Source organism: Paenibacillus daejeonensis DSM 15491, from assembly GCF_000378385.1.
Classification (GTDB): Bacteria; Bacillota; Bacilli; order Paenibacillales; family Paenibacillaceae; genus Paenibacillus_D; species Paenibacillus_D daejeonensis.
This window is the reverse complement of sequence record NZ_KB899662.1, coordinates 354,220-375,727: the sequence shown is the minus strand read 5'-3', so window position 1 is coordinate 375,727 and position 21,508 is coordinate 354,220. Positions and strand designations below refer to the sequence as shown.

Genomic DNA, 21,508 nt, shown 5'->3' with positions numbered 1-21,508 from the left:
TTCCTCTATTTGCTCGGCAACCTGCTGGTCAGCAACTGTAACGCACCTTTGTTCCTCTATTTGTCCGTAGCTCCGCCAAGCGCCCGCTGTAACGCACCTTTGTTCCTCTAATTGTCTGGCAACCTCGTTAGTCTGCCGCTGTATCGAATCAGGCGGTCGTCAGACCAAGGGACGAGTCTCTTAGAATCATCCGCCGGATGAATTTTGTACTTGCTAAAGGACCGGAACGAGCCGGCCATTTGGCAGGTGTTGGGGCCGGAGTAAAACTGCGGAAATGACCCGAAATACTTGCTAAATTTAGCTAAAATAAAGCGCTTCATTCCAGCAAAAAACATTTACAGTTTGGCGTTGTCTGGACTATACTGAACTTGTCATTTAGCGGATTTATAGTTGCTAAATTTAGCAAAAAACTAGGTAGGAATTTACTTCATTTAGGGGGAGTAATATGGCGGTACTACAGATGAATTTTGAAAGCCAGTATTTGAAATCGAATCATGAAATTACGGTCATTCTGCCGAACAAGCCAAGGGAGGTATCCGCGAGGGATTTCTATGAAAGCGCTAAAAAATATAAAGTGCTGTGGCTGCTGCATGGCACCTTCGGCGACCATACCGATTGGATCCGGCGCACGAATATTGAGTTGTATGCCTGCGAGAAGGATCTGATTGTCGTCATGCCATCCGCGCTTAATAGCAATTATTCCAACTGGGACAAGGCGATGATGGGTTACGGCATGTACGACTACTTCACGGAAGAGCTGATGCCGATGGTGTACAACTGGCTGCCAGCATCGAGCAAACGTGAGGATAATTTCATCGCCGGGCTGTCGATGGGCGGGCGGGGCACGATTAAGTTCGCAGCTAACTATCCGGAGAAGTTCGCAGCGGCGGCAGTCCTCTCAGCAGCTCCGGTTGATTTCAGCTCACTAACGGAGGAGGAGTTGTACAAGGACGACATGTTCGCCCGCCGGTTGCTCAGCATGGTCGAGAATGCGGGAGGTCTGGAGACGTTTATCCAATCCGAAGAGAATGTCTGGGATCGGCTCGACAAGCTGGCAGGTACTGGACAACTGCCGCGTCTGCTGTTCGCTTGCGGAGAGGACGACACGATGATCTGGGAGAACCTGAAGCTCTTCAAGGCGCACTTCGATAAGACGGGGATGGATGCATCGTATTGGAGCTTGGAGGGTTATGGTCATGAGTGGCGCTTCTGGGACTTGGCTATCCAGCACGCGCTTGAATTTTTCGGATTAGAGGATGTTGGCGCCAGCCCGTATTGATCACCCATCCCATGAACGAGAGGACAGATAAACCGATGAGCGGAAAGATTGTGATTCTGCCAGGCGAGCCGGATGACGACAACCGGGATTACTTGCCTGAGGCGATCAAGCACTCCCAATTAGTCGTAAATGAAAACGGTAACAATTCTCGGGTATACCCCGAACGGCTGCAGGAATACAAGGATAAGGTGGCCGGCGACCAGGAAGATACCTGGTACGAATATGTACCAGCTTCCTATGACGGCAGCCGCAAGGTGCCGCTCGTCGTCGGCATGCACGGCGGGCTCATGACCGGCTGGGGGCAGGCCATCTACACCTCCTGGACACTCGTAGCCGATCGCGAAGGCTTCATCGTTCTCTTCCCAAGCGCCGGCTTGCGGCGATTCTGGATTGTCGATTGCGAGGCAGAGAAGCTCGAAGCCGCTGCATCGCCAAGAGAGGACGGCATTTACATCAATATGCCTCCGGAGAAGCCGGAGGATAATCATGATATGAACGTGATCCTCGCGCTGATCGAGCGCATGAAGCAGAAGTACGCCATTGACGAAGGTCGCATTTACATGCAGGGCATGTCAATGGGCAACATGATGACCAGCCAGATTGTCCGCCATTACGGCCACCTGTTCGCGGGCAAAGCGGGCTCCGGCGGTCCTTCGAGCCCGGGGCTGCTGTTCGATAGCAAGGATGAGGTCATTAATCGCGGCGGCCCGCTAGCGGTATGGCAGACCCGTCTGGAGCATGATATTACTCCGCCGCACTTCGAAGGCGATACGGAATATGTGGTGCGCCGCAACCGGGAATATTGGTACCGGATTAACGGCTGCCGCGACCTGCCGGAGTTGAAGATCATCGGTGAAGACAACTTCGCCTTCTACAAGGGCGAACAAGCCGACATGGTGTTCCGGGACGTGAAGAACCGCGATCACGGACAGACGTTCGACGATGCGCAGCTCGTCTGGGATTACCTGTTCTCCGGCTCCAGAAGGACAGAGGACGGCCGAATCGTCCATGAGTCGAGCATCTCACCGCGCAAGGGCGACGACTTCAATATCGTGCTGATGGCTGGAAGCGATCAGTCTTATGTGAACAACCGACTCGTGAAGATGAGCGGACCGGCAATCAAGCGGCAGAAGCTGAAGTATCACGGCTTGAACGGCGACTCCATCGTCCGGGGCGAATACCTGTGTGTCCCGGTATCGTTTATCGCCGAAGTATATGGTGACGATTCAGGTATCAAGACTGGCGATGATGGACAATCGGCGGAGCTGACGCTTCAGGACGGCCGCACACTGCAGTTCGCACGCGGCAGCATCGGCTGCGTCGTCGATAATACGGTGCATGCCATGCTGTGCGAGGCTGTCTACTTGGACGGAGAGCTGTATGTACCCATTCAGTGGATCAGTCAGCGACTGCTCAATCATACCGCTTCGACTTGCGAAGATGTGTTGTACATCACGGATCACTACGCGCAGCTCTCCAAGAACATGGCGCACTTGATTCGCGACGAAATTCTGGGCTGAGAGGAAGTGCCAGCGTGGCTGTTGTTAAAATGAACTTTTTGTCCAAAGCACTGGGGATGCAGACCAATCTCACGATATGTCTGCCCACCTATAGCTTTGCCGACAGTATGGAGGGGCGCGAGGTTACCTACGTTCAAGGGATGAAGTTTCAGTGCTTGTACCTGATGCATGGCGGCAGCGGTGATGATAGTGATTATGTCAACTTCACCAATATCGTCCGCTATGCCGATCGGAACAAGCTGGCTGTCATCATGCCTGGCGTTCATAATTCGGCGTACACTGATCTGCCGTATGGACAATACTTCACCTATGTAGCGGAAGAGCTGCCTCAGCTATGCGAAGCCTTCTTCCCGATCTCCAGCAAGCGGGAGGATACATTCATCGGTGGCCTGTCGATGGGCTCGCATGGGGCGATGAAGCTGGCGATGCTGTACCCTGAACGCTACGCGGCGGCGCTCATGATGTCTGGCGCGTCCTATCGGCCGGGCATCCCGAGTATCGTTAAGACAGCGAACGGCGAGTTTGATTGGGATACGGACATGCGGATTCCGGTTGGACAGGATCTGCAGAACAAGCTTCATGACGAAGACTTCCTGCGAGGTACGGTCAACGACGTCTACGCGGCGGCCCGTCGCAACATCGACGAAGGCAAGAAGCTGCCGAAGCTTTTCTTCCGGGTGGGCGACAGTGATCACGCATTGTACCGGACGATCCGCGCCGAAGAGGATTTAAGACAGTGGGGCTATAATACGACGCTGGAGATTGTACCGGGGATGGGGCATGAATGGGATCTGTGGGATGCCTCACTGAAGCTGGCGATCGAGTCATTGCTGCCGTTGCGGCGGGAGCCGATCTACCCGGATTAAGACGGATAGGAGCAGAGAGGAGGGAGCGGATGGCCAAGCGCCAACAGTCGGTAAGTGTCAAGCAGATCGCTGAGACGCTCGGTCTGTCACCGAGTACGGTATCCATGGTGCTCAACAATCGCAGTGGCGAGTTTCGGATCGCCGAGAGCACGAGCCAGCGGGTATTGGATACCGCTCAAGAGCTCGGGTATCGCACTTCGGAAACCCGGGTCAAACGAAAAAAACGCGGCTTTGGCAAAACCATCGTTTGTACCTTTTGCCCTCATAATTTTGAAAAAGGTCCCATGTCCTCGTTTTATGAGGGGTTTTATCGATATATGAAATCTCTGGGAAATCATTACGAGACCATAATATTTCCGTTCGAACTGGGGCTGCTCAAGCAGAAGATGTCCTTTATCTCCAAGGATTTTATGGCCGGCGCGATTATGATTGCACTCACTGATGAGGATCTTGAATTTCTCGAGAACACCAAGTTTGACGTACCCATCGTCCTCTACAACCGTACGGCCAAAGGCTACTGCTCGGTGCTTACCGACGATTATGCCGTCGGCAACAGTGCGATGGAGCATTTTATCAAGCGGGGTCATGAACGATTCGGTATTGTATCGCCGAATTACTCCAGCCGAGCGCTCAGTCTACGGTCGACAGGTTACTGGGACAAGCTGAGGAGCTCGGGTCTGGAGAGCAAGGGTGCTGTCGCGTTGCCTGTTACCTTTGGCGATGACAGCGATTCAGGCGGCTATCTGGCGACCAAAGAGCTATTGCAGAACGGCGTTCTGCCGACTGCGCTGTTCGTCCCCAGCGACAATATGATTAGTGGCGTCCTTCGTTGCCTCAAGGAGCACAACGTATCCATACCTGGTGATTTGGAGATTATCTCGTACGGAGACAAGCCGGTCAACAATATCGTTACGCCGAGCATCACCAGCTTCGTCCCGCCTACTCAGGAGATGAGCTACAACAGTGCCAAGCTGCTTCATTCTTTTATCGAAAGCGGAACCTCTACGGATACGGCCAGACTGAGCTTTGAAGCAACCTGTATCTTCCGAGAGAGCTCTCCGGAATGAACCGCAAAAAGGAGAAGAACATGAAAAAAATTACAAATCAGGTCATGCTCATTACGTATGCCGACAGCATGGGGAGCAATTTGGACGAGCTGAACCAGGTGCTTGAAACGCATTTTGAGGGCGTTATCGAAGGGCTTCACATCCTTCCTTTCTTCCCGTCCTCCGGTGATCGCGGCTTTGCGGTCATCCATTATGACGAGGTAGATCCAGCCTTCGGCGATTGGAATGACATCCAGCGACTATCGGACAAGTATTATCTGATGGCGGACTTCATGATCAATCACGTCTCGATCCGCTCGGAAGAGTTCATCGACTACATGCAGCGGGGCGACGAGTCACCATTCAAGGAGATGTTCATTCACTGGGATGAGTTCTGGCCCGGCGGGGAACCAACCGAAGCCGAGATGGAAGCGCTATATCGGAGAAAAATGCATGGACCCTATAAGGAATTTACGCGTGCGGACGGTAAAACGGTTAAGCTGTGGAACACGTTCTTCGAGGAGCAGGTGGATATCGATCCATGGGCGACGGCTACGCAAAGCTACTACGAGCGTAATCTGGAGCGGCTCGCCGGGTACGTGCCACTGATCCGATTCGATGCCTTCGCGTATGCTTCCAAAAAGCCGGGCACCAGCTGCTTCTTCGTCGAACCGGAAGTGTGGGACGTGCTGGATATCGGCATGCGTCCGCTTAACAAATACGGTACGGAAATGCTGCCTGAGATTCATGAGAACTACAAGATCCAGCTCAAGATGGCGGAGCAGGGTCATTGGGTGTACGATTTCGCGCTGCCGATGCTGCTCCTGCACGCGCTGATGACGGGGTGCTCGGACCGGCTCATCCACTGGATGCAGATCTGCCCTCGCAAGCAGTTCACAACGCTCGACACCCATGACGGGATCGGCGTCGTCGATGTGGCAGGATTGCTGAGCGACGAGGAAATCGATCTGGTGCGTGATCGTGTGAATACGAAGGTTGAACCGTTGCAGCAGTACATCAATTTCCCGCCAGGCATTGTCAAAATGTCCGGTGCAAAAGCGAGACAATATCAGCTGATGTGCACGTACTATTCGGCATTGGATGAGGATGATCATGCTTACACGCTGGCCCGAATTATCCAGCTGTACGCGCCGGGAATTCCGCAAGTCTACTATGTGGGCCTGCTGGCTGGCGAGAATGATGAGGAATCGCTGAAGCGTTTGGGCGAGCCGCGGAGCCTCAATCGGCACAACTACTCGATGGAGGAAATCGCTGAGCGGGTGCAGACCCCGATGCTGCAGCACTTATATGCAGTTATGAAATTCCGCAACAGCCATCCTGCCTTCGGCGGCGATGTCGAGATTGGCGAACCGGCTGGCGACGGCCAGCTTGCCATCGCCTGGCGTCAGGGCGATGCTTGGACCACCCTGGAGGCGGATCTGCGGACGAAGGCTTATACAATCGTCGCCAGTAACGCCGAAGGCGCTGCAGAGAGACTGTTCCACTCTAACGGCGTGGCCGTCCCGGAGGGATCACAATGAGCTTTGACAGACGCGTCGATCCCGAGCTGACCGGAGCACTGGGTATGCTGCCTGTGCTGGCCCTGCCGGAGGACATGGAGAAGATCAGAGCGTTCGCTCCGCTGCCCCGGGAGAAGTCGGCAGCCGTGCGAGAAACGGACCTCTATATCGATGGAGCTGATGGCCGGCAGATGCTGATCAAGATGTTTGAACCAATCGATGAGCCTGCAGATCCGCGTCCGGCCATTCTCTGGATTCATGGGGGCGGCTATATCCTGGGCCATCCCGACGCGGAAGGTTATGTATGTGAGCAGTTCGTCCTCCACGCGGGTTGCGTGGTGCTCGCACCGGACTATCGCCTTGCGCCGGAGCATCCGTATCCAGCCGCACTGGAGGATAGTTACACTGCACTGACATGGCTCGCCCAGTCCGTGGACAAGTTGCTCGTCGATCCGGCCCGGATTGCTATTGGCGGCGGCAGCGCCGGGGGCGGGCTGGCAGCCGCACTGGCTCTGATGGCCCGGGACCGCGGTGGCCCGAAGATCTGCTTCCAAATGCCGCTGTATCCGATGCTGGATCAGCGCAATGAAGCACCGTCAACACACGAAGAGCTGCACCGGGCCGTATGGAGCCGTCCCAATAACGAGGCGGCCTGGCAGATGTATCTGGGTACAGCAGACCCGGATCACCCGTGGGCCTCGCCCGCGCGGGCAGAGGATCTGTCCGGGTTGCCACCTGCCTATCTATGCGTAGGACAGCTGGACCTTTTCCGCGACGAGACGATTCAATACGCGGCACGGCTCATGCAAGCGGGTATCGATGTTGAGCTGCATGTCCACCCTGGCTTGTATCACGCAAGCGAATTATTCGTACCGGATGCAACAATTAGCAAGCGCGTACGAGCAGGTTATGTAGACGCACTGGCAAGAGCCTTTGCCAAGTCAGTGGATTAGGAGGGGAAAGCGTGGGGATTTTGCGGTTTAACTTCCGTTCAGAGGTTCTGAGTCTGACCACCAATGTCACCGTGTGCTATCCGACTAGCAGCCTGACGACGAATCTGGGCTTTCGGGAGCCTCTGTTGGAGAAAGAGACGAAGAATTCGTACAAGCCGGGGATGAAATTCCAGACCGTATACCTGCTGCATGGCGGCGGCGAGGACGATTCCGTGCCTTACCGTTATACGAGGCTTGAGCAATACGCGGAGCGCAACATGGTCATGACGGTCACACCTTCGGTCAATGACAGTCTGTACACCAACACAAAATACGGTTTCCGTTACCTGGAGTATCTGACCGAGGAGCTGCCACTGGTCATCCAGTCCCTGTTCGCTTCTGCACCGGGTAGAGACAACACCTTCGTTGTTGGCCTGGCGATGGGTGGCAACGGAGCGCTCGGGCTAGGGGTGATTCGGCCGGATCTATACCGTGCTGTGGTGGATCTCTCAGGCGGCATCGGCATGACGCTCGATCGCGAGGAATACCGCAAGAGCCTGAACTGGGGCTTCTCACGTGTTCGTGACACGTTACTGGGCGAGGACGAGTTCGAGGGCTCCGAGCATGATCTGTACGCCTGCGCGAAACGAAACATTGATGAAGGCAAGACGTTGCCAGCGTTCCATATTGCCGTCGGGGAGGATGATTTTATCCGGGATCGGGTATTCAAGGATTACGCCGAGCTGCGGCGACTTGGCTATCCCGTGCAGTATGAAGAAGCTCAGGCGATGGGACATGATTACGAGATGTGGGACGCGTACCTTAAGAAGACGCTGGATGAGTGGCTGCCGCTACACAGAGCGCCAATCTACGACCGTCCATAAATGAATACCAACCAACTTCAAGGGGGAAGACGAGTATGTGGAAAAAAAGTATGGGCACCGGGTTAACAGTAGTACTGGCGGCAAGCCTGTTGGCAGCCTGCGGTAACGACAATGCTGCAGAGAATCCAGCGGCTGAAGGCACGAAGGGCGAGGAGGTATACACGGTTAATTTCGCCTATCATGCTCCCAAAGAAGGCAATCAGGCGGAAGTGAACGAGCTGATCAATGAGCTGACGATGCGAGATTTGAATATGAAGGTCAATCTGATGCCGATAACATGGGACACCTATAATTCCAAAATGCCAATGATGCTGGCAGCTCAGGAGCCAATCGACATTTCGTTTGTCTTTGCATTCAGCCTGCCAAGCTTTATCGACCAAGGCTACATTGTCGATGCGTCCGACTATCTGGAGCAGACGAAGGATCTGCAGGATGTGCTGGGCGAGGACTTGCAGGGTGGCTACATCGGCGATATGCTCGCTGGCTTCCCGATGATGAACGTTCGTGCGACGCCATCTGGCATCTTTGTCCGCAAGGACATTTTTGAGGAGCTGGGCTACGAGGCTGCGGATTTCAACATCACCACCGACGACATGTCCTCTTTCAATCAGCTGACCGAGTTGTTCGCAGAGGTCAAGGAGAAGTATCCCGACATGACACCGTTTAATGGCTACCGGACCTTTGGTCTGAACACAATTACGTATATCGACGGCGTGGGCGATCAGTTCGGCGCGCTGGAGAACTACGGTCAGACGGACCAGATTACGAACTGGTACGAATCGGACCAATACAAGCAATTTGCACTTCTCAACCGTGAATGGTTCGAAAAAGGCTATTCGTCCAAGGACATCGCTGTCGACAAGGAGCTGGGCCAGGCCAAGATGAAAGCGGGCAAAACGTTTGCCTTCTTCGCTTCCTATGGCGCCAATGCCCTGACGGATGTGAAATCGCAAACCGGCTACGATACAGTGCTGATCCCGGTGTCGGACAAGATGAAGTCAACGACCGCCGTCAATGGCGCTCTGAACGTCGTGCTGAACACCTCGGCGAACAAAGAGAAGGCATTTGAATTCCTGAACTGGGCTTACACGAACAAAGAGTTTAATGATTTGCTGAACTGGGGCGTCCCAGGTAAGGACTGGATCGTTAACGACCAGGGTCAGGCTGATTATCCGGAAGGCGCGTCGGTCTCTACTGTTAACTACCACAACGATTTCGGCTTTATCTATCCCAACCAGTATCTCATGACACCATGGAGCGGCAGTCCGGAAGGTATCTGGGAGAAGTACAAAGCGTTCAGTGATGATGCGCTGGTCTCCAAAGCGTATGGATTTACCTTTGACTCCTCGGCGGTCGCGACCGAACAATCCCAACTGGCAGCTGTACTGGCGAAGTATGAGGATGCCCTCGCGTTCGGTGCGGTTGATATTGAGCCAACGTTGAAAAAGTTCAACGACGAGCTGTACGCCGCCGGCCTGCAAGCCGTCATGGACGAGAAGCAGCGTCAGCTCGACGAATGGCTGGCGAGCAAGTAATAAAACGACGTGCCGGAGGCTGCCCCGCAGCCTTCGGCCACTAGCGACGAAGGGAACGGATAGGGATGAGGAAACTAAAGCCGTATATGCCGCTCTATGTCATGATGATCCCGTGCGCGCTATATCTGCTAATTAACAACTATGTGCCCATGGCTGGTATTATCGCCGCCTTCAAGTCGTTTAAAGCGACCGAAGGACTGCTCGGCAGTCCGTGGGTTGGCTGGCGCAACTTCGAATATTTGTTCAAGTCCAACGATATGATGATCATCATTCGTAATACCATGCTCTACAATGTAGCCTTTATTCTGGTCAACAACGTCATTGGCATCATCATTGCGATTATGATTACGAACGTCAAAAGCAAACGATACCAGAAATTCTATCAAAGCTCCGTGCTGCTCCCGTTTACAATGTCGATGGTCGTCATCAGCTATGTCGTGTTCGCATTTCTGAGCCAGCAGAACGGCATGCTGAACAACAGCATCTTCCAGAGTAATCCGATTCAGTGGTATAACGACCCGACCTGGTGGCCGCTCATCCTGACGCTGGTACAATGCTGGAAGTATGTCGGCTATGGCATTCTGATCTATATTGCGGGGATTTCGGTCATCGACAAATCGTTATACGAAGCCGCCTCCATCGATGGAGCAGGTGCCTGGAAGCAGATTACGCGGATTACGCTGCCTTCGCTAATGCCGGCAATCATTACCCTGTTTTTGCTGAGCATCGGCAGGATTTGCTACTCCGACTTCGGACTGTTCTATCTGATTCCGCAAAATTCCGGTCCGTTGTTCAACGTGACCGCTACGATAGACACGTACGTCTATAGCGCCTTGATGTCTCCAGGAGGCATCGGACGTTCGGCTGCAACCGGTCTGATGCAGGCCGTGGTCGGCTTCGTCCTCGTGCTGGGGGCCAATGGGCTCGTCCGCAGATTGAGCTCAAGGGACGCCATGTTCTAAATCCCGGGCAGAGAAAGGAAATATGGTGATGATCGACAACAGGATTCAACAATTCATCATGAACGGCATACTGATGCTCATTGCGATTGCGATGATTGCTCCCTTGCTGCTGCTGTTTATCTCTTCCATTACAGATGAGAAGGCGCTTGTGGCGAATGGCTATTCCTATTTTCCAGAGACGCTCAGCATCGGAGCCTATACCTATATCGCCGACAATTCAGAGATGATTTTCAGCGCTTATGGGATTACGATCCTGGTAACGCTGATCGGCACCTTTATTGGGTTGATCATTACGGCCATGATGAGCTTTGCACTCTCGGTAAGAGGCGTGCCTGGCACGAGTATCATTAGCTTTCTGGTCTTTTTCACCATGCTGTTCAACGGCGGTCTGGTGCCGTCCTACATCATGTGGACCAGCCTTGGCGTAGTCAATACGATTTGGGCCTATGTCTTTCCGTTTTTGCTGACGAATGCCTTCAATATTATTCTGATTCGCTCCTACTTTGCCACCAATATTCCCAACGAGATCTATGAATCGGCCAAGATAGACGGCGCCGGGTATTACCGGATTTTCGCAACGATGGTCCTGCCGCTGGGCAAGCCGATTCTGGTGACCATCGGTCTGTTCACCGGACTAAACTACTGGAACGACTGGCAGAACGGCCTCTATTTCATCACCCAGCCGGACATGCTTAGCATTCAGGCACTGCTCAACAAGATGAATCAGAACATCCAGGCCGTCATCTCATATACGAGCGTCAGCTCCAGCTCGGCCGCGACGATCCCGCATGTATCGATTCGGATGGCGATTGCTTTTGTCGCGATCCTGCCAATTCTGGCGATGTATCCATTCTTACAGAAGTATTTCGCCAGCGGCATCATGGGCGGTGCTGTGAAAGGGTAACAGGCATCAGACTGCCCTCAAAACAGAGCCTACGGTCACGGATCGTTCTTCCGATCGCTGTTGTCCCCCGATTTCTTGATTATTTAACCGCTCTAGCGGTTGAAATCGGTGGACAAAGGCGAGCGCTCCGCTTCTCCAGAACGATTCCGTGCCTCTTCGGCCTTTTGAGAGATATCTGACACACAGGAGGGAGAAGTAGTATGAAGGACAGCATTAAGCTGCTGCCGGGCGAGCCTAATGAAGCTAATCGGGAGTATCTGCCGGAGGCGATCAAGGGCTCGACCATGGTGGTCAACGAGAACGGCAACAACTCGCAGCCTTATCCCGAGCGGCTCCGCGAGTACCAAGAAGCGGTCGTCGGAGAGGCAGTGTCGAGCTGGTACGAATATATCCCCGCTACCTATGACGGATCGGTTGATGTACCACTGGTCGTCTCGCTGCATGGCGGCCTCATGACAGGCTGGGGGCAGGCCATCTATACGTCCTGGACGCATATTGCAGACCGGGAAGGCTTCATCGTGCTCTTCCCCAATGCGAGCGAGCGCAAGGTATGGATGGTCGAATGCGAGGAGAGGACGCTAGAGATGATAGGCAAGCCCAACCCCGAAGGGTTCTACCTGCACCGGGCACCGGAGGACCCGGCAGACAACCGCGACATGCAGGTCATCCTGGCGTTGATGGAGCGAATGGAGCGTACCTATGCGATCGATGCCAAGCGAATCTTCATTCATGGCATGTCGATGGGGGATATTATGGCGAATCAGATGCTCCGGCATTATAGCCATCGCTTTGCCGCTGGATCAGGCTCTGCCGGCATGACCTGGCCCGAGGTGCTGTGGGATCCGGAGGGTGAGCCGCGTACCCGTCCGTCGGCGGTACCCGTAATGCAGTCTCGGATGGAGCATGATGAGATCCCGTTCCATGACGGCGAGACCGGCATGTTCATCCGATCCAACCGGGACTTCTGGAAGCGGGCGAATGGCTGCGACTCGCTGCCGCGATTGCGGATCGTCGGCGAGAACAATCTCGCGTTCTATACTGGCGAGCATGCCGACTTCGTTTACCATGAGGTCAAGAACCGGGATCACGGCCAGACCTTCGACGATGCGGAGCTGGTGTGGCAGCATCTGTTCGCCAGGGTTGTCGAGGGCGAGGCTGGCAGCTCAGTTGAGGGCGACACCTGGTCGGTCGCGCTGGCGGCGGGCAGCAACAAGGCCTACGTTCACCAGCGACTAGTCGAGATGAGCGGGCCGGCATTTCTACACGATAAGCTGAAATATCATGGTCTCAATGGAGACTCCATCGTCCGCGGCTCTTATCTGATGACCCCGGTGTCGTTTATAGCAGAGCTGCTGGGGGCTCAGGTGGTTGAAGCATACGAGGGGCGCTCGGCGGAGCTGGATCTTCCAGACGGCAGGAGCTTCCAGTTTGCCCAAGGCAGTATCGGCTGTGTCCTCGACAACCGGATAGAGTCGATGCTGTGCGAGGCGGTCTACCGGGACGGCGAGCTTTATATTCCGCTCGAGTGGCTGCTGTGTCGGCACTTCGGCCGCCATGCCTCCGCTTGCGGGGAGGTGCTCTACATCACCGATCACTACGCCGAGCTGTCACACTATATGGCGGAGCTGATCCAGGACGAGATTTTGCGTTAATCAAGGCAGTATGAGGAAGGAAGAGAGAGCCATATGAGAGAGAACCCACCGATTCCCGATTCCCGGGAGTTAGAGAAAATGAAGCAATTGGGCGACTTCCTGAAAGCCCGCAAGCTGGCAGATTATTGCGAGCTCAACCGTTACGTCGAGCCTGGTGGCATTGTATTCGCAGGCGACTCCATTACCGAAGGATTCCCCATACATGAGCTGCTGCGAGCCAGCAAACGGCTGTACAACCGGGGGATCGGCGGAGATACAACAATAGGGCTGCTGCGTAACATCGAGCAGCTTATCCTGGATCTGCAGCCTGCCCAGCTATTCCTATTGATTGGAACAAATGACCTGGGCGAGGGCGAGTTGCCGGAGGCGATCGTGGCGCGGATCCGGGAGATCTGCGAGACGGTAAGGGTGCGTCTGCCCGACACAGGGATCGTGCTACTGTCCATCTATCCGGTCAATCATGATGCCGAGCCGGACCTGCCGTTCCCGGTCGTTGGCAGACGAACCAACGAAGCAATCCTCATGATGAACCAACTGCTCCTGCAGACAGCGAACGAGCTGGAGCTGGACTATGCCAATATCCATGACTTGCTGACAGATGAGAAGGGCAAGCTCAAAGCATCCTATACGTATGATGGGTTACATCTCCATGCGCGCGGCTATGAGGTTGTGAAGACAGATATCCAGAGCAGATTGCTGTCATGAAGCCGGCAGCCACGCTAGGGTGCAAGGGTAGCTGCCTATGTCTGAGCTGAATGTAACCCCAACCGGAACGCAGACGACTCCTTCCATCTGGACCCCTGCATTTGTCAGCATCTTTATGATCAATATTGTTTTAAATATGGCACAATTTATGATGAATACGCTCATTCCGAACTATGCGGAGCATCTTGGTGCAACGGCCGTGATGGTAGGCATGGTATCGAGCATGTTTGCGGTGACGGCGCTTGGCATCCGACCCGTCGTAGGCCCGGCTACCGGTTTTTTTCGCAGCAATCGACTGCTGGCCGTTGCAGTTGGCATTATCTGCGCAGCCTTTCTATGCTACAGTATCGCCGATTCGATCCAGATGATTATTGCGGGACGGCTGCTGCATGGCATTGGCATGGGCTTCCTGGCTCCGCTGTCACTAGCGCTGGCAAGCGATGCGCTTCCCAACGACAAAATCGCATCGGGGATTGGCATCTTCTCACTTGGTCAAGCCGTTGCGACAGCAATCGGACCCTCACTCGGTTTGGAGCTGGTGTATGCCTTCGGGTATTCGTTTACGTTTCTGGTCGGTGCCGTCATGATGGTTGGCGTGCTGATCATGGCTTTACGGCTGAAGAGTCCGGCCCCAGACCGTTCTGGCGGTTTCAAGCTGACGCTTCATAACTTTTACGCGCGGGAGGTACTCGTCCCTGCCGTCATGATGTTTTTTCTTGCGGGCGCGTATTCCTGTATCAATTCCTTTATACTGATCTATGGCAAGATTAACGGCGTTCAGAATATCGGCTTGTTCTTCACTGCTTATGCGGTGTGCGTGTTATTCTCACGGCCCTTCAGCGGCAAGCTGGCGGACAAGTACGGACTGGATAAAATGCTGATTCCTGGCATGCTGTTCTTCGCCTTGTCGTTTATCCTGATCAGCTACGCCCGCACCTTGCCCATGTTCCTGCTCGCTGGAGCTGTATCCGCATTCGGCTATGGCATCTGCCAACCCATCATTCAGACGTTATGCATGAAGCTGGTTAATAAGGAACGGCGAGGTGTGGCTGGCAACACCAGCTATATTGGTGTGGACCTCGGTTATCTGTTGATGCCTACCGTGGCCGGAGCGATCGTAACCTATGCTCATCAGGAAAGTGGCAGCATGATCAGCGGCTATTCCGTGATGTTTCAGGTGATGACCATCCCTATCCTTGTTTCCCTGCTGATTTTTCTGGCGAAGAAGCGCAAGCTCGGCTTGTAGCTCTTCGTCGTTTTTCCGTAATTGATGATTGACAGGAGAACGCATTCATGGCAAAATGTACGCGTGTACATCTAGGATACAGTCAACACAAGGAGGGAACATGGTTTGCGGAAAGAGGTAGCGAAACTGGCAGGCGTCTCCGAAGCCACCGTCTCCAGAGTCCTGAATGGCGTGGGACCGGTACGGGAGGAGACAAAGCAGCGCGTGCTGGAGGCGGCAGAGCAACTGCAATACGTTCCCAGCCAGCTGGCCAGGAGCTTTGCGCGCAAGCGCAGCGGACATCTTGGAGTCATCATCCCTTCGCTGCCCAAGGTTCACCTGTTCTCAACCTATTATTTCTCGGAGATCCTGAGCGGCATTGGCGAGGCGGCCAAGGAGCAAGGGTATGACCTGCTGCTGATGTTCCGGTGGCCCGACGAACCACGAGACTATGACTTGCTGTTCCGCACCCACAAGGTCGATGCCTGCATCATGCTGGGTCTTCATGACCTGCCGGTGGAGCGGCAAGCACTGGCCAAACTGGTGGCGGAAGAGCATCCGTTTTGTCTGATCAACCAACGGTTTGAGGGGGAGACATTTCGGACCGTGGATGCCGATCATGTGGATGGCAGCCGAATGGCAGTTAACCATTTGATCGCAGAGGGCTGCAGCCGGATAGCGCTCGTCAATGGTCCATTAACCTACTCCAACAGCATCGACCGGCATCGGGGCTACCGAGAAGCACTGGAGCAGCAGGGGCTCGTGTACGCATCCGATCTTGTGTACCAGGGCAACTTTGGACGCAAGAGCGGCTACGAGCTGGCCAGGCCACTGGCTGAGCGCATCCAGAACGGCACGCTGGACGGCATCTTTGCCGCTAACGACCGGATGGCCATCGGTCTGATGCAAGGACTGCATGAGCATGAGCTGATTGCAGGACGCCACTATGCACTGATTGGTTATGATGACTCCGACGGTTCCCGGCTGACCCAGCCTCAGCTCTCATCGGTTGCAGTCCCTTTCTTTGAGATGGGCCGGAGGGCCGCGCGCCTGTTGCTTGCAACGGACAGCGCGGGAGCGAATGGCCCAGGTACAGATGGCGAGCTGCCGCTACAGTTGGTCGTTCGGGAGTCATCGAGGCTTCAAACAAGCAATACACCCTAATAATTGAGAGGCGGTATGAAGATGAATCCGGTTCGCGTGGGGATGGTAGGTTATAAGTTTATGGGTAAGGCGCACAGCAATGCGTATCGTGCGCTGCCGATGTTTTTTCCTAATGTGCGGAAGCCTGAGATGACGGCCATTTGCGGCCGTGACCCGGAAGGTGTGGAACAAGCCCGGGCACAGTTCGGTTGGCAGAGTGCAGAGACGGACTGGCGCCAGCTGGTTAAACGCGATGATATCGACCTTATTGATATTAATGCGCCAAGCGATGCGCACAAGGAGATTGCACTGGCAGCAGCAGAAGCCGGCAAGCATATTTTCTGCGAGAAGCCGCTGGCGCTGACACTCGAGGATTCCCGTGAAATGCTGGAAGCCGCCGAGAAGGCAGGCATTAAGCATATGATCGGCTTCAATTACCGATTTGCGCCGGCGGTGCAATTGGCCAAGAAGCTGGTCTCCGAGGGCAGACTCGGCAAAATTTATCACTTCCGGGCCACGTTCCTGCAGGATTTTGTCCTTGATCCGGATTTCCCCCTGGTATGGCGTCTGCAGAAGGAAGTAGCGGGCTCAGGCTCGCATGGCGACCTCGGTGCCCATTTGATTGACCTTGCAAGGTTCCTGGTAGGTGAATTCGGCGAAGTCATCGGCATGAGCGAGACCTTTATCAAGGAGCGTCCGCTGGCTGACTCGATGACGGGTCTGAGCGCCAAGGGCAGCAAGGAAGCGCCGCGCGGGCCAGTCACTGTCGATGATGCTACCCTTTTCTTGACTCGCTTTGCTGAAGGGGCACTGGGCAGCTTCGAGGCCACACGCTTTGCAGCCGGTCATCGTTGTACCAATGCCTTCGAGATTAACGGCAGCAAGGGCAGCGTCAAGTTTGATTTTGAACGGGTCAATGAACTGCAAGTCTACTTCACAGACGATGCGGAGGATGTCCAAGGCTTCCGGCGTGTGCTGGCGACTGATCCGGCTCATGCTTATATGGACGCTTGGTGGCCGCCGGGACATACCATTGGCTATGAGCATACCTTCACGCATGAAGTACATGAGCTGATGCAAGCGCTCGAAGAGGACCGCCAGCCGGTACCGAACTTCGTGGACGGGGTGAAATGCCAGGAAGTGCTGGAGGCTGTGGATCGTTCTATTGCCGAGCGCAGATGGGTCAGCTTGTCGGAGATGCAATCTTAATTGTGAAAGGATGAGTAATAACATGAAACAAGCACTAGTCACCTGGGGCGGATGGGATGGACACGAGCCGCAGCAAGTCGCAGAATTGTTCGCCAATGTGCTGCGCAACGAGAATTTCAACGTCACGATCAGTGATACCCTGGATACGTATACGGATGAGAAGCTGATGGCTTCGCTTGATTTGATCGTTCCCATCTGGACGATGAGCACCATCAAGCAAGAGCAGCTTCGCCCACTGCTGGATACTGTTCACGCGGGCTGTGGAATTGCCGGATGCCATGGCGGGATGTCCGATTCCTTCCGGAACGAGGTCGAATATCAATATATGGTAGGCGGTCAATGGGTCTCCCATCCGGGAGGCGACGGAGTGGATTACAGAGTAGAGATGACAGACGCTGCTGATCCGCTTACCGAAGGAATCGGTGACTTCGATGTCAGCTCGGAGAAATATTATATGCATGTCGATCCGGCCATCAAGATCCATGCAACAACCAATTTTGATGACGTGAAAATGCCGGTCGTCTGGACCAAAACGTGGGGCCAGGGCCGCGTCTACCATAATACGCTTGGTCATGTGGCCAATATTGTGGCGATTCCGCAGGTCACTGAACTCATGCGCCGTGGTTTCCTCTGGGCTGCACGTTAGTTGTGTCATCTTTGAACAACCTCTAATACGTAGGAGTGATCAAGTACATGAAGCGAAGCAAGGTAGGCATCGTTGGCTGCGGCAATATCAGCAAGATCTATTTTACGAATCTCAAGGATTATCCGGAGGTTGAGCTGGCAGCTTGTGCGGACCTTGATCTGGAACGTGCCAAGGCGCGGGCCGAGGAGTTTGGCGTCCCCAAGGCGATGTCAGTCGATGAGCTGCTGACAGATCCGGAGATTGATATTGTTGTCAACCTGACAATCCCGCAAGCGCATGCCAAGGTGAGTATCCAGGCTCTGGAGGCTGGCAAGCACGTCTACGTGGAGAAACCGCTGGCGGTCACCCGTGAAGAAGGTCTGGCTATGCTGGAAGCAGCGCACAAGCATGGTGTTCGCCTGGCGAGTGCACCGGAGACCTTTCTGGGCGGGGGCATCCAGACGGTACGCAAGCTGATCGACGATGGAGCCATTGGCACTCCCATCTCGGTGTCCGGTTTCATGCTATCGGGCGGTCATGAGGTATGGCATCCCGATCCGGAATTTTACTACAAGCGCGGGGGCGGCCCAATGTTCGATATGGGACCGTATTATCTGACCGCTTTTGTGAACCTTCTGGGACCGATTCGCCGGGTTACGGGTTCGGCCGTCATTTCCTACCCGGAGCGGACCATCACCAGCCAGCCCAAGCATGGACAAGTGATTCAAGTCGAGACACCTACGCATCTCGCAGGCGTCATTGATTTTGCCAGCGGCGCCGTTGGTACGCTGATCACCAGCTTCGATACGAAGGGCGGCACGTCGTTGCCGAACATCGAGATGCATGGCAGTGCAGGAAGCTTGCTCATTCCCGATCCGAATAACTTTGGCGGTGTGGTCAAGCTGCGCAAGGCAGGTAGCAAGGAGTGGGAAGAGATTCCACTGACGCATGGTCATACCGATAACAACCGCGGAATCGGTGTGGCGGATATGGCGCGTGCAATTGCCGAGGGCAGACCCCACCGTGCCAGCGGCGAACTGGCGTACCATGTGTTGGAGGCTATGCATGGCTTTCACGATGCTTCGGCTGAAGGCAAGCATTATACGATGCAGAGCACCTGCGAACGTCCTGAGCCCATGGAAGCGCTAGAACCTTCGACCTCTTAATGACCTTATTTGTTCCAAGGAACAGTCCGTTTTCGAACGGGCTGTTTTTTTATGTCAGAAAAGCATAATATAATATATTATAAACTTAATGAGGAGGGTGGAGCGGTGGGGGAGTTGCTATACATACAGAATGGGCTGGTCGTCTTGCCGGACAAGTTGATTGAGGCAGATATTGTGGTTAAGGGGGATACGATAAGCGCTGTTTTGGAGACGGAGCAGGAGCGAGAGCATTGGTTAGCTGAGCAGGGGGCCGGATCGTATGAACGTATGGATGCCAGGGGAAAATACATCATGCCAGGGTTGGTGGATATTCACTGCGATGCGATTGAAAAAGAAGTTCAACCGAGGCCTGGTACGCTCTTCCCGCTAGAGATGGCTTTTCTTGAGTTTGAACGCAAGCTGCCTGTACACGGGATCACCTCCATGTACCATTCCCTGTCGCTCGGTGTCGGCCTCAGCCTCCGAGGCGACCATTTGCTGACACAAATGATTGCCTTAATTCATCACCTTCGGGCAAGGCGTGCCGTGGTCCGTCATGGCATTCACCTTCGCTACGAAGTGGCCCATTTGGCCGGGTTACCCATTATCGAACAGCTCATCGCTGACAAGCAGGTGGACTACCTGTCATTCATGGACCATTCGCCGGGTCAAGGGCAATACAGGGAGCCAGGATCCTTTGAGCGCTATGTGATGAAGAACCAGGGCGTATCGGCGGCAGAGGTCGAGGATATTGTCCGGGATTTGCTGACACGTCAGCAATTGGTCGATTGGTCCCATCTGCGCACGCTAGGCAATCTTGCTTCGGACAGCGGCATTGCGGTCGCCTCGCATGACGATGATTCGCCTGAGCGGGTGGACGCATTTGCCGCGTACGGCGTATCGGTCTCTGAATTTCCGATGAACATAGAAACCGCCCGGCACGCGGCCAGGCGAGGGCTTCATGTATGTGTAGGTGCGCCCAACGTCGTGCGCGGCGGTTCCCATGATCGCAATATGAGTGCAGCCGACGCCATTCGGGATGGCGCGGCTCGGGTGCTGTGCTCGGACTACCATCCCGCCTCGCTTCTTGCAGCAGTGTTCAAGCTGGCCAAGGAAGACATCGTTTCCTTGCCCGAGGCAGCAGCTATGGCATCCTTATACCCGGCGCAAGCGCTAGGCGTAGGAGAGAAGTTAGGCTCCATTACAGCAGGCAAGCAGGCTGACCTGCTCATTGTCGAACTGCTGAATGACTATCCTGCCGTCTCGCGCACGATCGTGGGTGGGCAACTTGTTTATCAAGGAGCGCCGTATTACTCAGCACCGGCTGGTGTTTGTTTTTGAATCTTCGTATGCAGATTCTCGACCATCGCTTGCCGCTGGGGCTGCTCGCTCTCCAGCCAGATCATCTCAAAGAGCACGCCAAGGCCAGGCAGCGCCCGCTCGTCACTGCCGACTGAGCTTTCAATGACCTCCACTAAATCTTCATTGGACTTATCATAAACACGCTGGATAATGGCTTGCCTCAGGTTAATATCATTCACGTTGTTATCCCTCCAAGCGGATTATTTTCTATTGTAGGTTGCCCAGCGTCTGCTGGTTTCATGCCGGTTGTACGATAGGGATGCGCGTGTGCAGGGGTATGGTATAATAAGGGGGTGGCAAGCCATTTGAAAGGAAGAGAGCTGGAATGGCAAAAAAGCAGTTTGCCGTCATCGGCATGGGACGATTCGGTTCCAGTGTCGCGAATAGTTTGACCCAGATGGGATTTCAGGTGCTGGCAATTGATACGAGTGAAGAGCGAATCGATGAGGTGGTCGATATCGTCACGCATGCGGTCATTGCCGACTCAACGGATGAGGATGCCCTGAAGCAAATCGGAATCCGCAATTTCGACGTTGTCGTGGTCGCGATCGGAGAAGATATTCAATCGAGTATCCTAACGACCTTGATCCTCAAGGACATGGGAGTGAAGACACTCATCGTTAAGGCCAAGAATGAGCTGCATGGCAAGGTGCTGCAAAAAATTGGCGCTGACAAAGTGATCTATCCCGAACGGGACATGGGGATGCGACTGGCGCATCATCTGATTTCGCCGAACATTCTGGAATTCATCGAAATCTCTGATGATTACAGCATTGTCGAAATTCAGGCCACCCCGCAGATGATTGGGCTCAACTTGAAGCAACTGGATATCAGAGCCAAATACAGGTGTAATGTCATGGCGATTAAGACCGGCGCGAAGATGAACATTTCGCCTTATGCGGAAGATTTGATCCACCCGGAGGACGTATTGGTCGTCGTCGGCAAAAATACAGATTTGACGGAGCTAGAGCTTGCGTTTTCGGAAGGTTGAGTT

Annotated in this window: 20 protein-coding genes; 19 read left to right on the top strand and 1 reads right to left on the bottom strand. The window is 54.4% G+C overall.

Annotated elements, in window-relative coordinates:
- The first annotated feature begins 445 nt into the window (after positions 1-445).
- The 18 genes from F556_RS0114950 to F556_RS0114865 all read left to right on the top strand — a co-directional run bounded on the left by F556_RS0114950 (position 446) and on the right by F556_RS0114865 (position 20,493).
- Positions 446-1,279, top strand: a complete 834-nt coding sequence (locus F556_RS0114950; protein WP_020617785.1) for an alpha/beta hydrolase — start codon at positions 446-448, stop codon at positions 1,277-1,279.
- 35 nt (positions 1,280-1,314) lie between these two features.
- A complete protein-coding gene (locus F556_RS0114945) occupies positions 1,315-2,799 on the top strand; it encodes a CE1 family esterase (RefSeq protein WP_020617784.1) in 1,485 nt (494 codons plus the stop codon).
- 14 nt (positions 2,800-2,813) lie between these two features.
- Positions 2,814-3,665, top strand: coding sequence for an alpha/beta hydrolase (locus F556_RS0114940; protein WP_020617783.1), 852 nt, complete (start codon positions 2,814-2,816; stop codon positions 3,663-3,665).
- Between the two features lie 29 nt (positions 3,666-3,694).
- Complete coding sequence (locus F556_RS0114935; protein WP_020617782.1) at positions 3,695-4,732, top strand: LacI family DNA-binding transcriptional regulator; 1,038 nt, start codon at positions 3,695-3,697, stop codon at positions 4,730-4,732.
- A 20-nt stretch (positions 4,733-4,752) separates the two neighbouring features.
- Positions 4,753-6,252, top strand: coding sequence for a sucrose phosphorylase (gene gtfA, locus F556_RS0114930; protein ID WP_051108723.1), 1,500 nt, complete (start codon positions 4,753-4,755; stop codon positions 6,250-6,252).
- A complete protein-coding gene (locus tag F556_RS0114925) occupies positions 6,249-7,184 on the top strand; it encodes an alpha/beta hydrolase (RefSeq protein ID WP_020617780.1) in 936 nt (311 codons plus the stop codon). Before gtfA ends, F556_RS0114925 begins: the two co-directional genes overlap by 4 nt.
- 11 nt (positions 7,185-7,195) lie before the next feature.
- Complete coding sequence (locus tag F556_RS0114920; RefSeq protein WP_020617779.1) at positions 7,196-8,047, top strand: alpha/beta hydrolase; 852 nt, start codon at positions 7,196-7,198, stop codon at positions 8,045-8,047.
- A gap of 35 nt (positions 8,048-8,082) precedes the next feature.
- Entirely contained in the window at positions 8,083-9,582 is a 1,500-nt protein-coding gene (locus tag F556_RS0114915; protein WP_020617778.1) for an ABC transporter substrate-binding protein, read from the top strand.
- Positions 9,583-9,647: 65 nt separating this feature from the next.
- Positions 9,648-10,544, top strand: coding sequence for an ABC transporter permease (locus tag F556_RS0114910; protein WP_026297308.1), 897 nt, complete (start codon positions 9,648-9,650; stop codon positions 10,542-10,544).
- A gap of 28 nt (positions 10,545-10,572) precedes the next feature.
- Positions 10,573-11,448, top strand: coding sequence for a carbohydrate ABC transporter permease (locus F556_RS0114905; RefSeq protein WP_020617776.1), 876 nt, complete (start codon positions 10,573-10,575; stop codon positions 11,446-11,448).
- Positions 11,449-11,648: 200 nt separating this feature from the next.
- The gene (locus tag F556_RS0114900) at positions 11,649-13,100 is read left to right on the top strand and encodes a CE1 family esterase (RefSeq protein WP_020617775.1); all 1,452 of its coding nucleotides are present in this window, start codon (positions 11,649-11,651) and stop codon (positions 13,098-13,100) included.
- Positions 13,101-13,133: 33 nt separating this feature from the next.
- Positions 13,134-13,805, top strand: a complete 672-nt coding sequence (locus F556_RS34105) for a GDSL-type esterase/lipase family protein (RefSeq protein WP_020617774.1) — start codon at positions 13,134-13,136, stop codon at positions 13,803-13,805.
- A gap of 37 nt (positions 13,806-13,842) precedes the next feature.
- Positions 13,843-15,051: an MFS transporter gene (locus tag F556_RS0114890; protein ID WP_020617773.1), complete on the top strand. Its 1,209-nt coding sequence runs from the start codon at positions 13,843-13,845 to the stop codon at positions 15,049-15,051.
- Positions 15,052-15,156: 105 nt separating this feature from the next.
- On the top strand, positions 15,157-16,194 hold the full coding sequence (locus F556_RS0114885) for a LacI family DNA-binding transcriptional regulator (RefSeq protein WP_020617772.1): 1,038 nt from the start codon (positions 15,157-15,159) through the stop codon (positions 16,192-16,194).
- A 21-nt stretch (positions 16,195-16,215) separates the two neighbouring features.
- A complete protein-coding gene (locus tag F556_RS0114880) occupies positions 16,216-17,382 on the top strand; it encodes a Gfo/Idh/MocA family protein (protein WP_020617771.1) in 1,167 nt (388 codons plus the stop codon).
- Positions 17,383-17,404: 22 nt separating this feature from the next.
- Positions 17,405-18,028, top strand: a complete 624-nt coding sequence (locus F556_RS0114875) for a ThuA domain-containing protein (protein WP_020617770.1) — start codon at positions 17,405-17,407, stop codon at positions 18,026-18,028.
- Between the two features lie 47 nt (positions 18,029-18,075).
- Positions 18,076-19,173, top strand: coding sequence for a Gfo/Idh/MocA family protein (locus tag F556_RS0114870; protein ID WP_020617769.1), 1,098 nt, complete (start codon positions 18,076-18,078; stop codon positions 19,171-19,173).
- A 105-nt stretch (positions 19,174-19,278) separates the two neighbouring features.
- On the top strand, positions 19,279-20,493 hold the full coding sequence (locus F556_RS0114865; protein ID WP_020617768.1) for an alpha-D-ribose 1-methylphosphonate 5-triphosphate diphosphatase: 1,215 nt from the start codon (positions 19,279-19,281) through the stop codon (positions 20,491-20,493).
- Here F556_RS0114865 and sspI read toward each other — a convergent pair.
- Positions 20,463-20,693, bottom strand: a complete 231-nt coding sequence (gene sspI, locus F556_RS0114860; RefSeq protein WP_020617767.1) for a small acid-soluble spore protein SspI — start codon at positions 20,691-20,693, stop codon at positions 20,463-20,465. The genes F556_RS0114865 and sspI overlap by 31 nt on opposite strands.
- Positions 20,694-20,839: 146 nt before the next feature.
- Here sspI and F556_RS0114855 point away from each other — a divergent pair, with 146 nt between their 5' ends.
- Positions 20,840-21,505 carry a potassium channel family protein gene (locus F556_RS0114855; protein ID WP_020617766.1) on the top strand — a complete coding sequence of 222 codons (666 nt, stop codon included), beginning with the start codon at positions 20,840-20,842 and terminating at the stop codon, positions 21,503-21,505.
- Positions 21,506-21,508: the final 3 nt, after the last annotated feature.

Bases quoted from the DNA above. Each gene is read 5' to 3' on its own strand.
- F556_RS34105 (WP_020617774.1), top strand. From the start codon at position 13,134: ATGAGAGAGAACCCACCGATTCCCGATTCCCGGGAGTTAGAGAAAATG.
- F556_RS0114950 (WP_020617785.1), top strand. From the start codon at position 446: ATGGCGGTACTACAGATGAATTTTGAAAGCCAGTATTTGAAATCGAAT.
- F556_RS0114935 (WP_020617782.1), top strand. From the start codon at position 3,695: ATGGCCAAGCGCCAACAGTCGGTAAGTGTCAAGCAGATCGCTGAGACG.
- F556_RS0114890 (WP_020617773.1), top strand. From the start codon at position 13,843: ATGTCTGAGCTGAATGTAACCCCAACCGGAACGCAGACGACTCCTTCC.
- F556_RS0114945 (WP_020617784.1), top strand. From the start codon at position 1,315: ATGAGCGGAAAGATTGTGATTCTGCCAGGCGAGCCGGATGACGACAAC.
- F556_RS0114870 (WP_020617769.1), top strand. From the start codon at position 18,076: ATGAAGCGAAGCAAGGTAGGCATCGTTGGCTGCGGCAATATCAGCAAG.
- F556_RS0114910 (WP_026297308.1), top strand. From the start codon at position 9,648: ATGAGGAAACTAAAGCCGTATATGCCGCTCTATGTCATGATGATCCCG.
- F556_RS0114925 (WP_020617780.1), top strand. From the start codon at position 6,249: ATGAGCTTTGACAGACGCGTCGATCCCGAGCTGACCGGAGCACTGGGT.
- F556_RS0114880 (WP_020617771.1), top strand. From the start codon at position 16,216: ATGAATCCGGTTCGCGTGGGGATGGTAGGTTATAAGTTTATGGGTAAG.
- F556_RS0114915 (WP_020617778.1), top strand. From the start codon at position 8,083: ATGTGGAAAAAAAGTATGGGCACCGGGTTAACAGTAGTACTGGCGGCA.
- F556_RS0114855 (WP_020617766.1), top strand. From the start codon at position 20,840: ATGGCAAAAAAGCAGTTTGCCGTCATCGGCATGGGACGATTCGGTTCC.
- F556_RS0114900 (WP_020617775.1), top strand. From the start codon at position 11,649: ATGAAGGACAGCATTAAGCTGCTGCCGGGCGAGCCTAATGAAGCTAAT.
- F556_RS0114905 (WP_020617776.1), top strand. From the start codon at position 10,573: ATGATCGACAACAGGATTCAACAATTCATCATGAACGGCATACTGATG.
- gtfA (WP_051108723.1), top strand. From the start codon at position 4,753: ATGAAAAAAATTACAAATCAGGTCATGCTCATTACGTATGCCGACAGC.
- F556_RS0114875 (WP_020617770.1), top strand. From the start codon at position 17,405: ATGAAACAAGCACTAGTCACCTGGGGCGGATGGGATGGACACGAGCCG.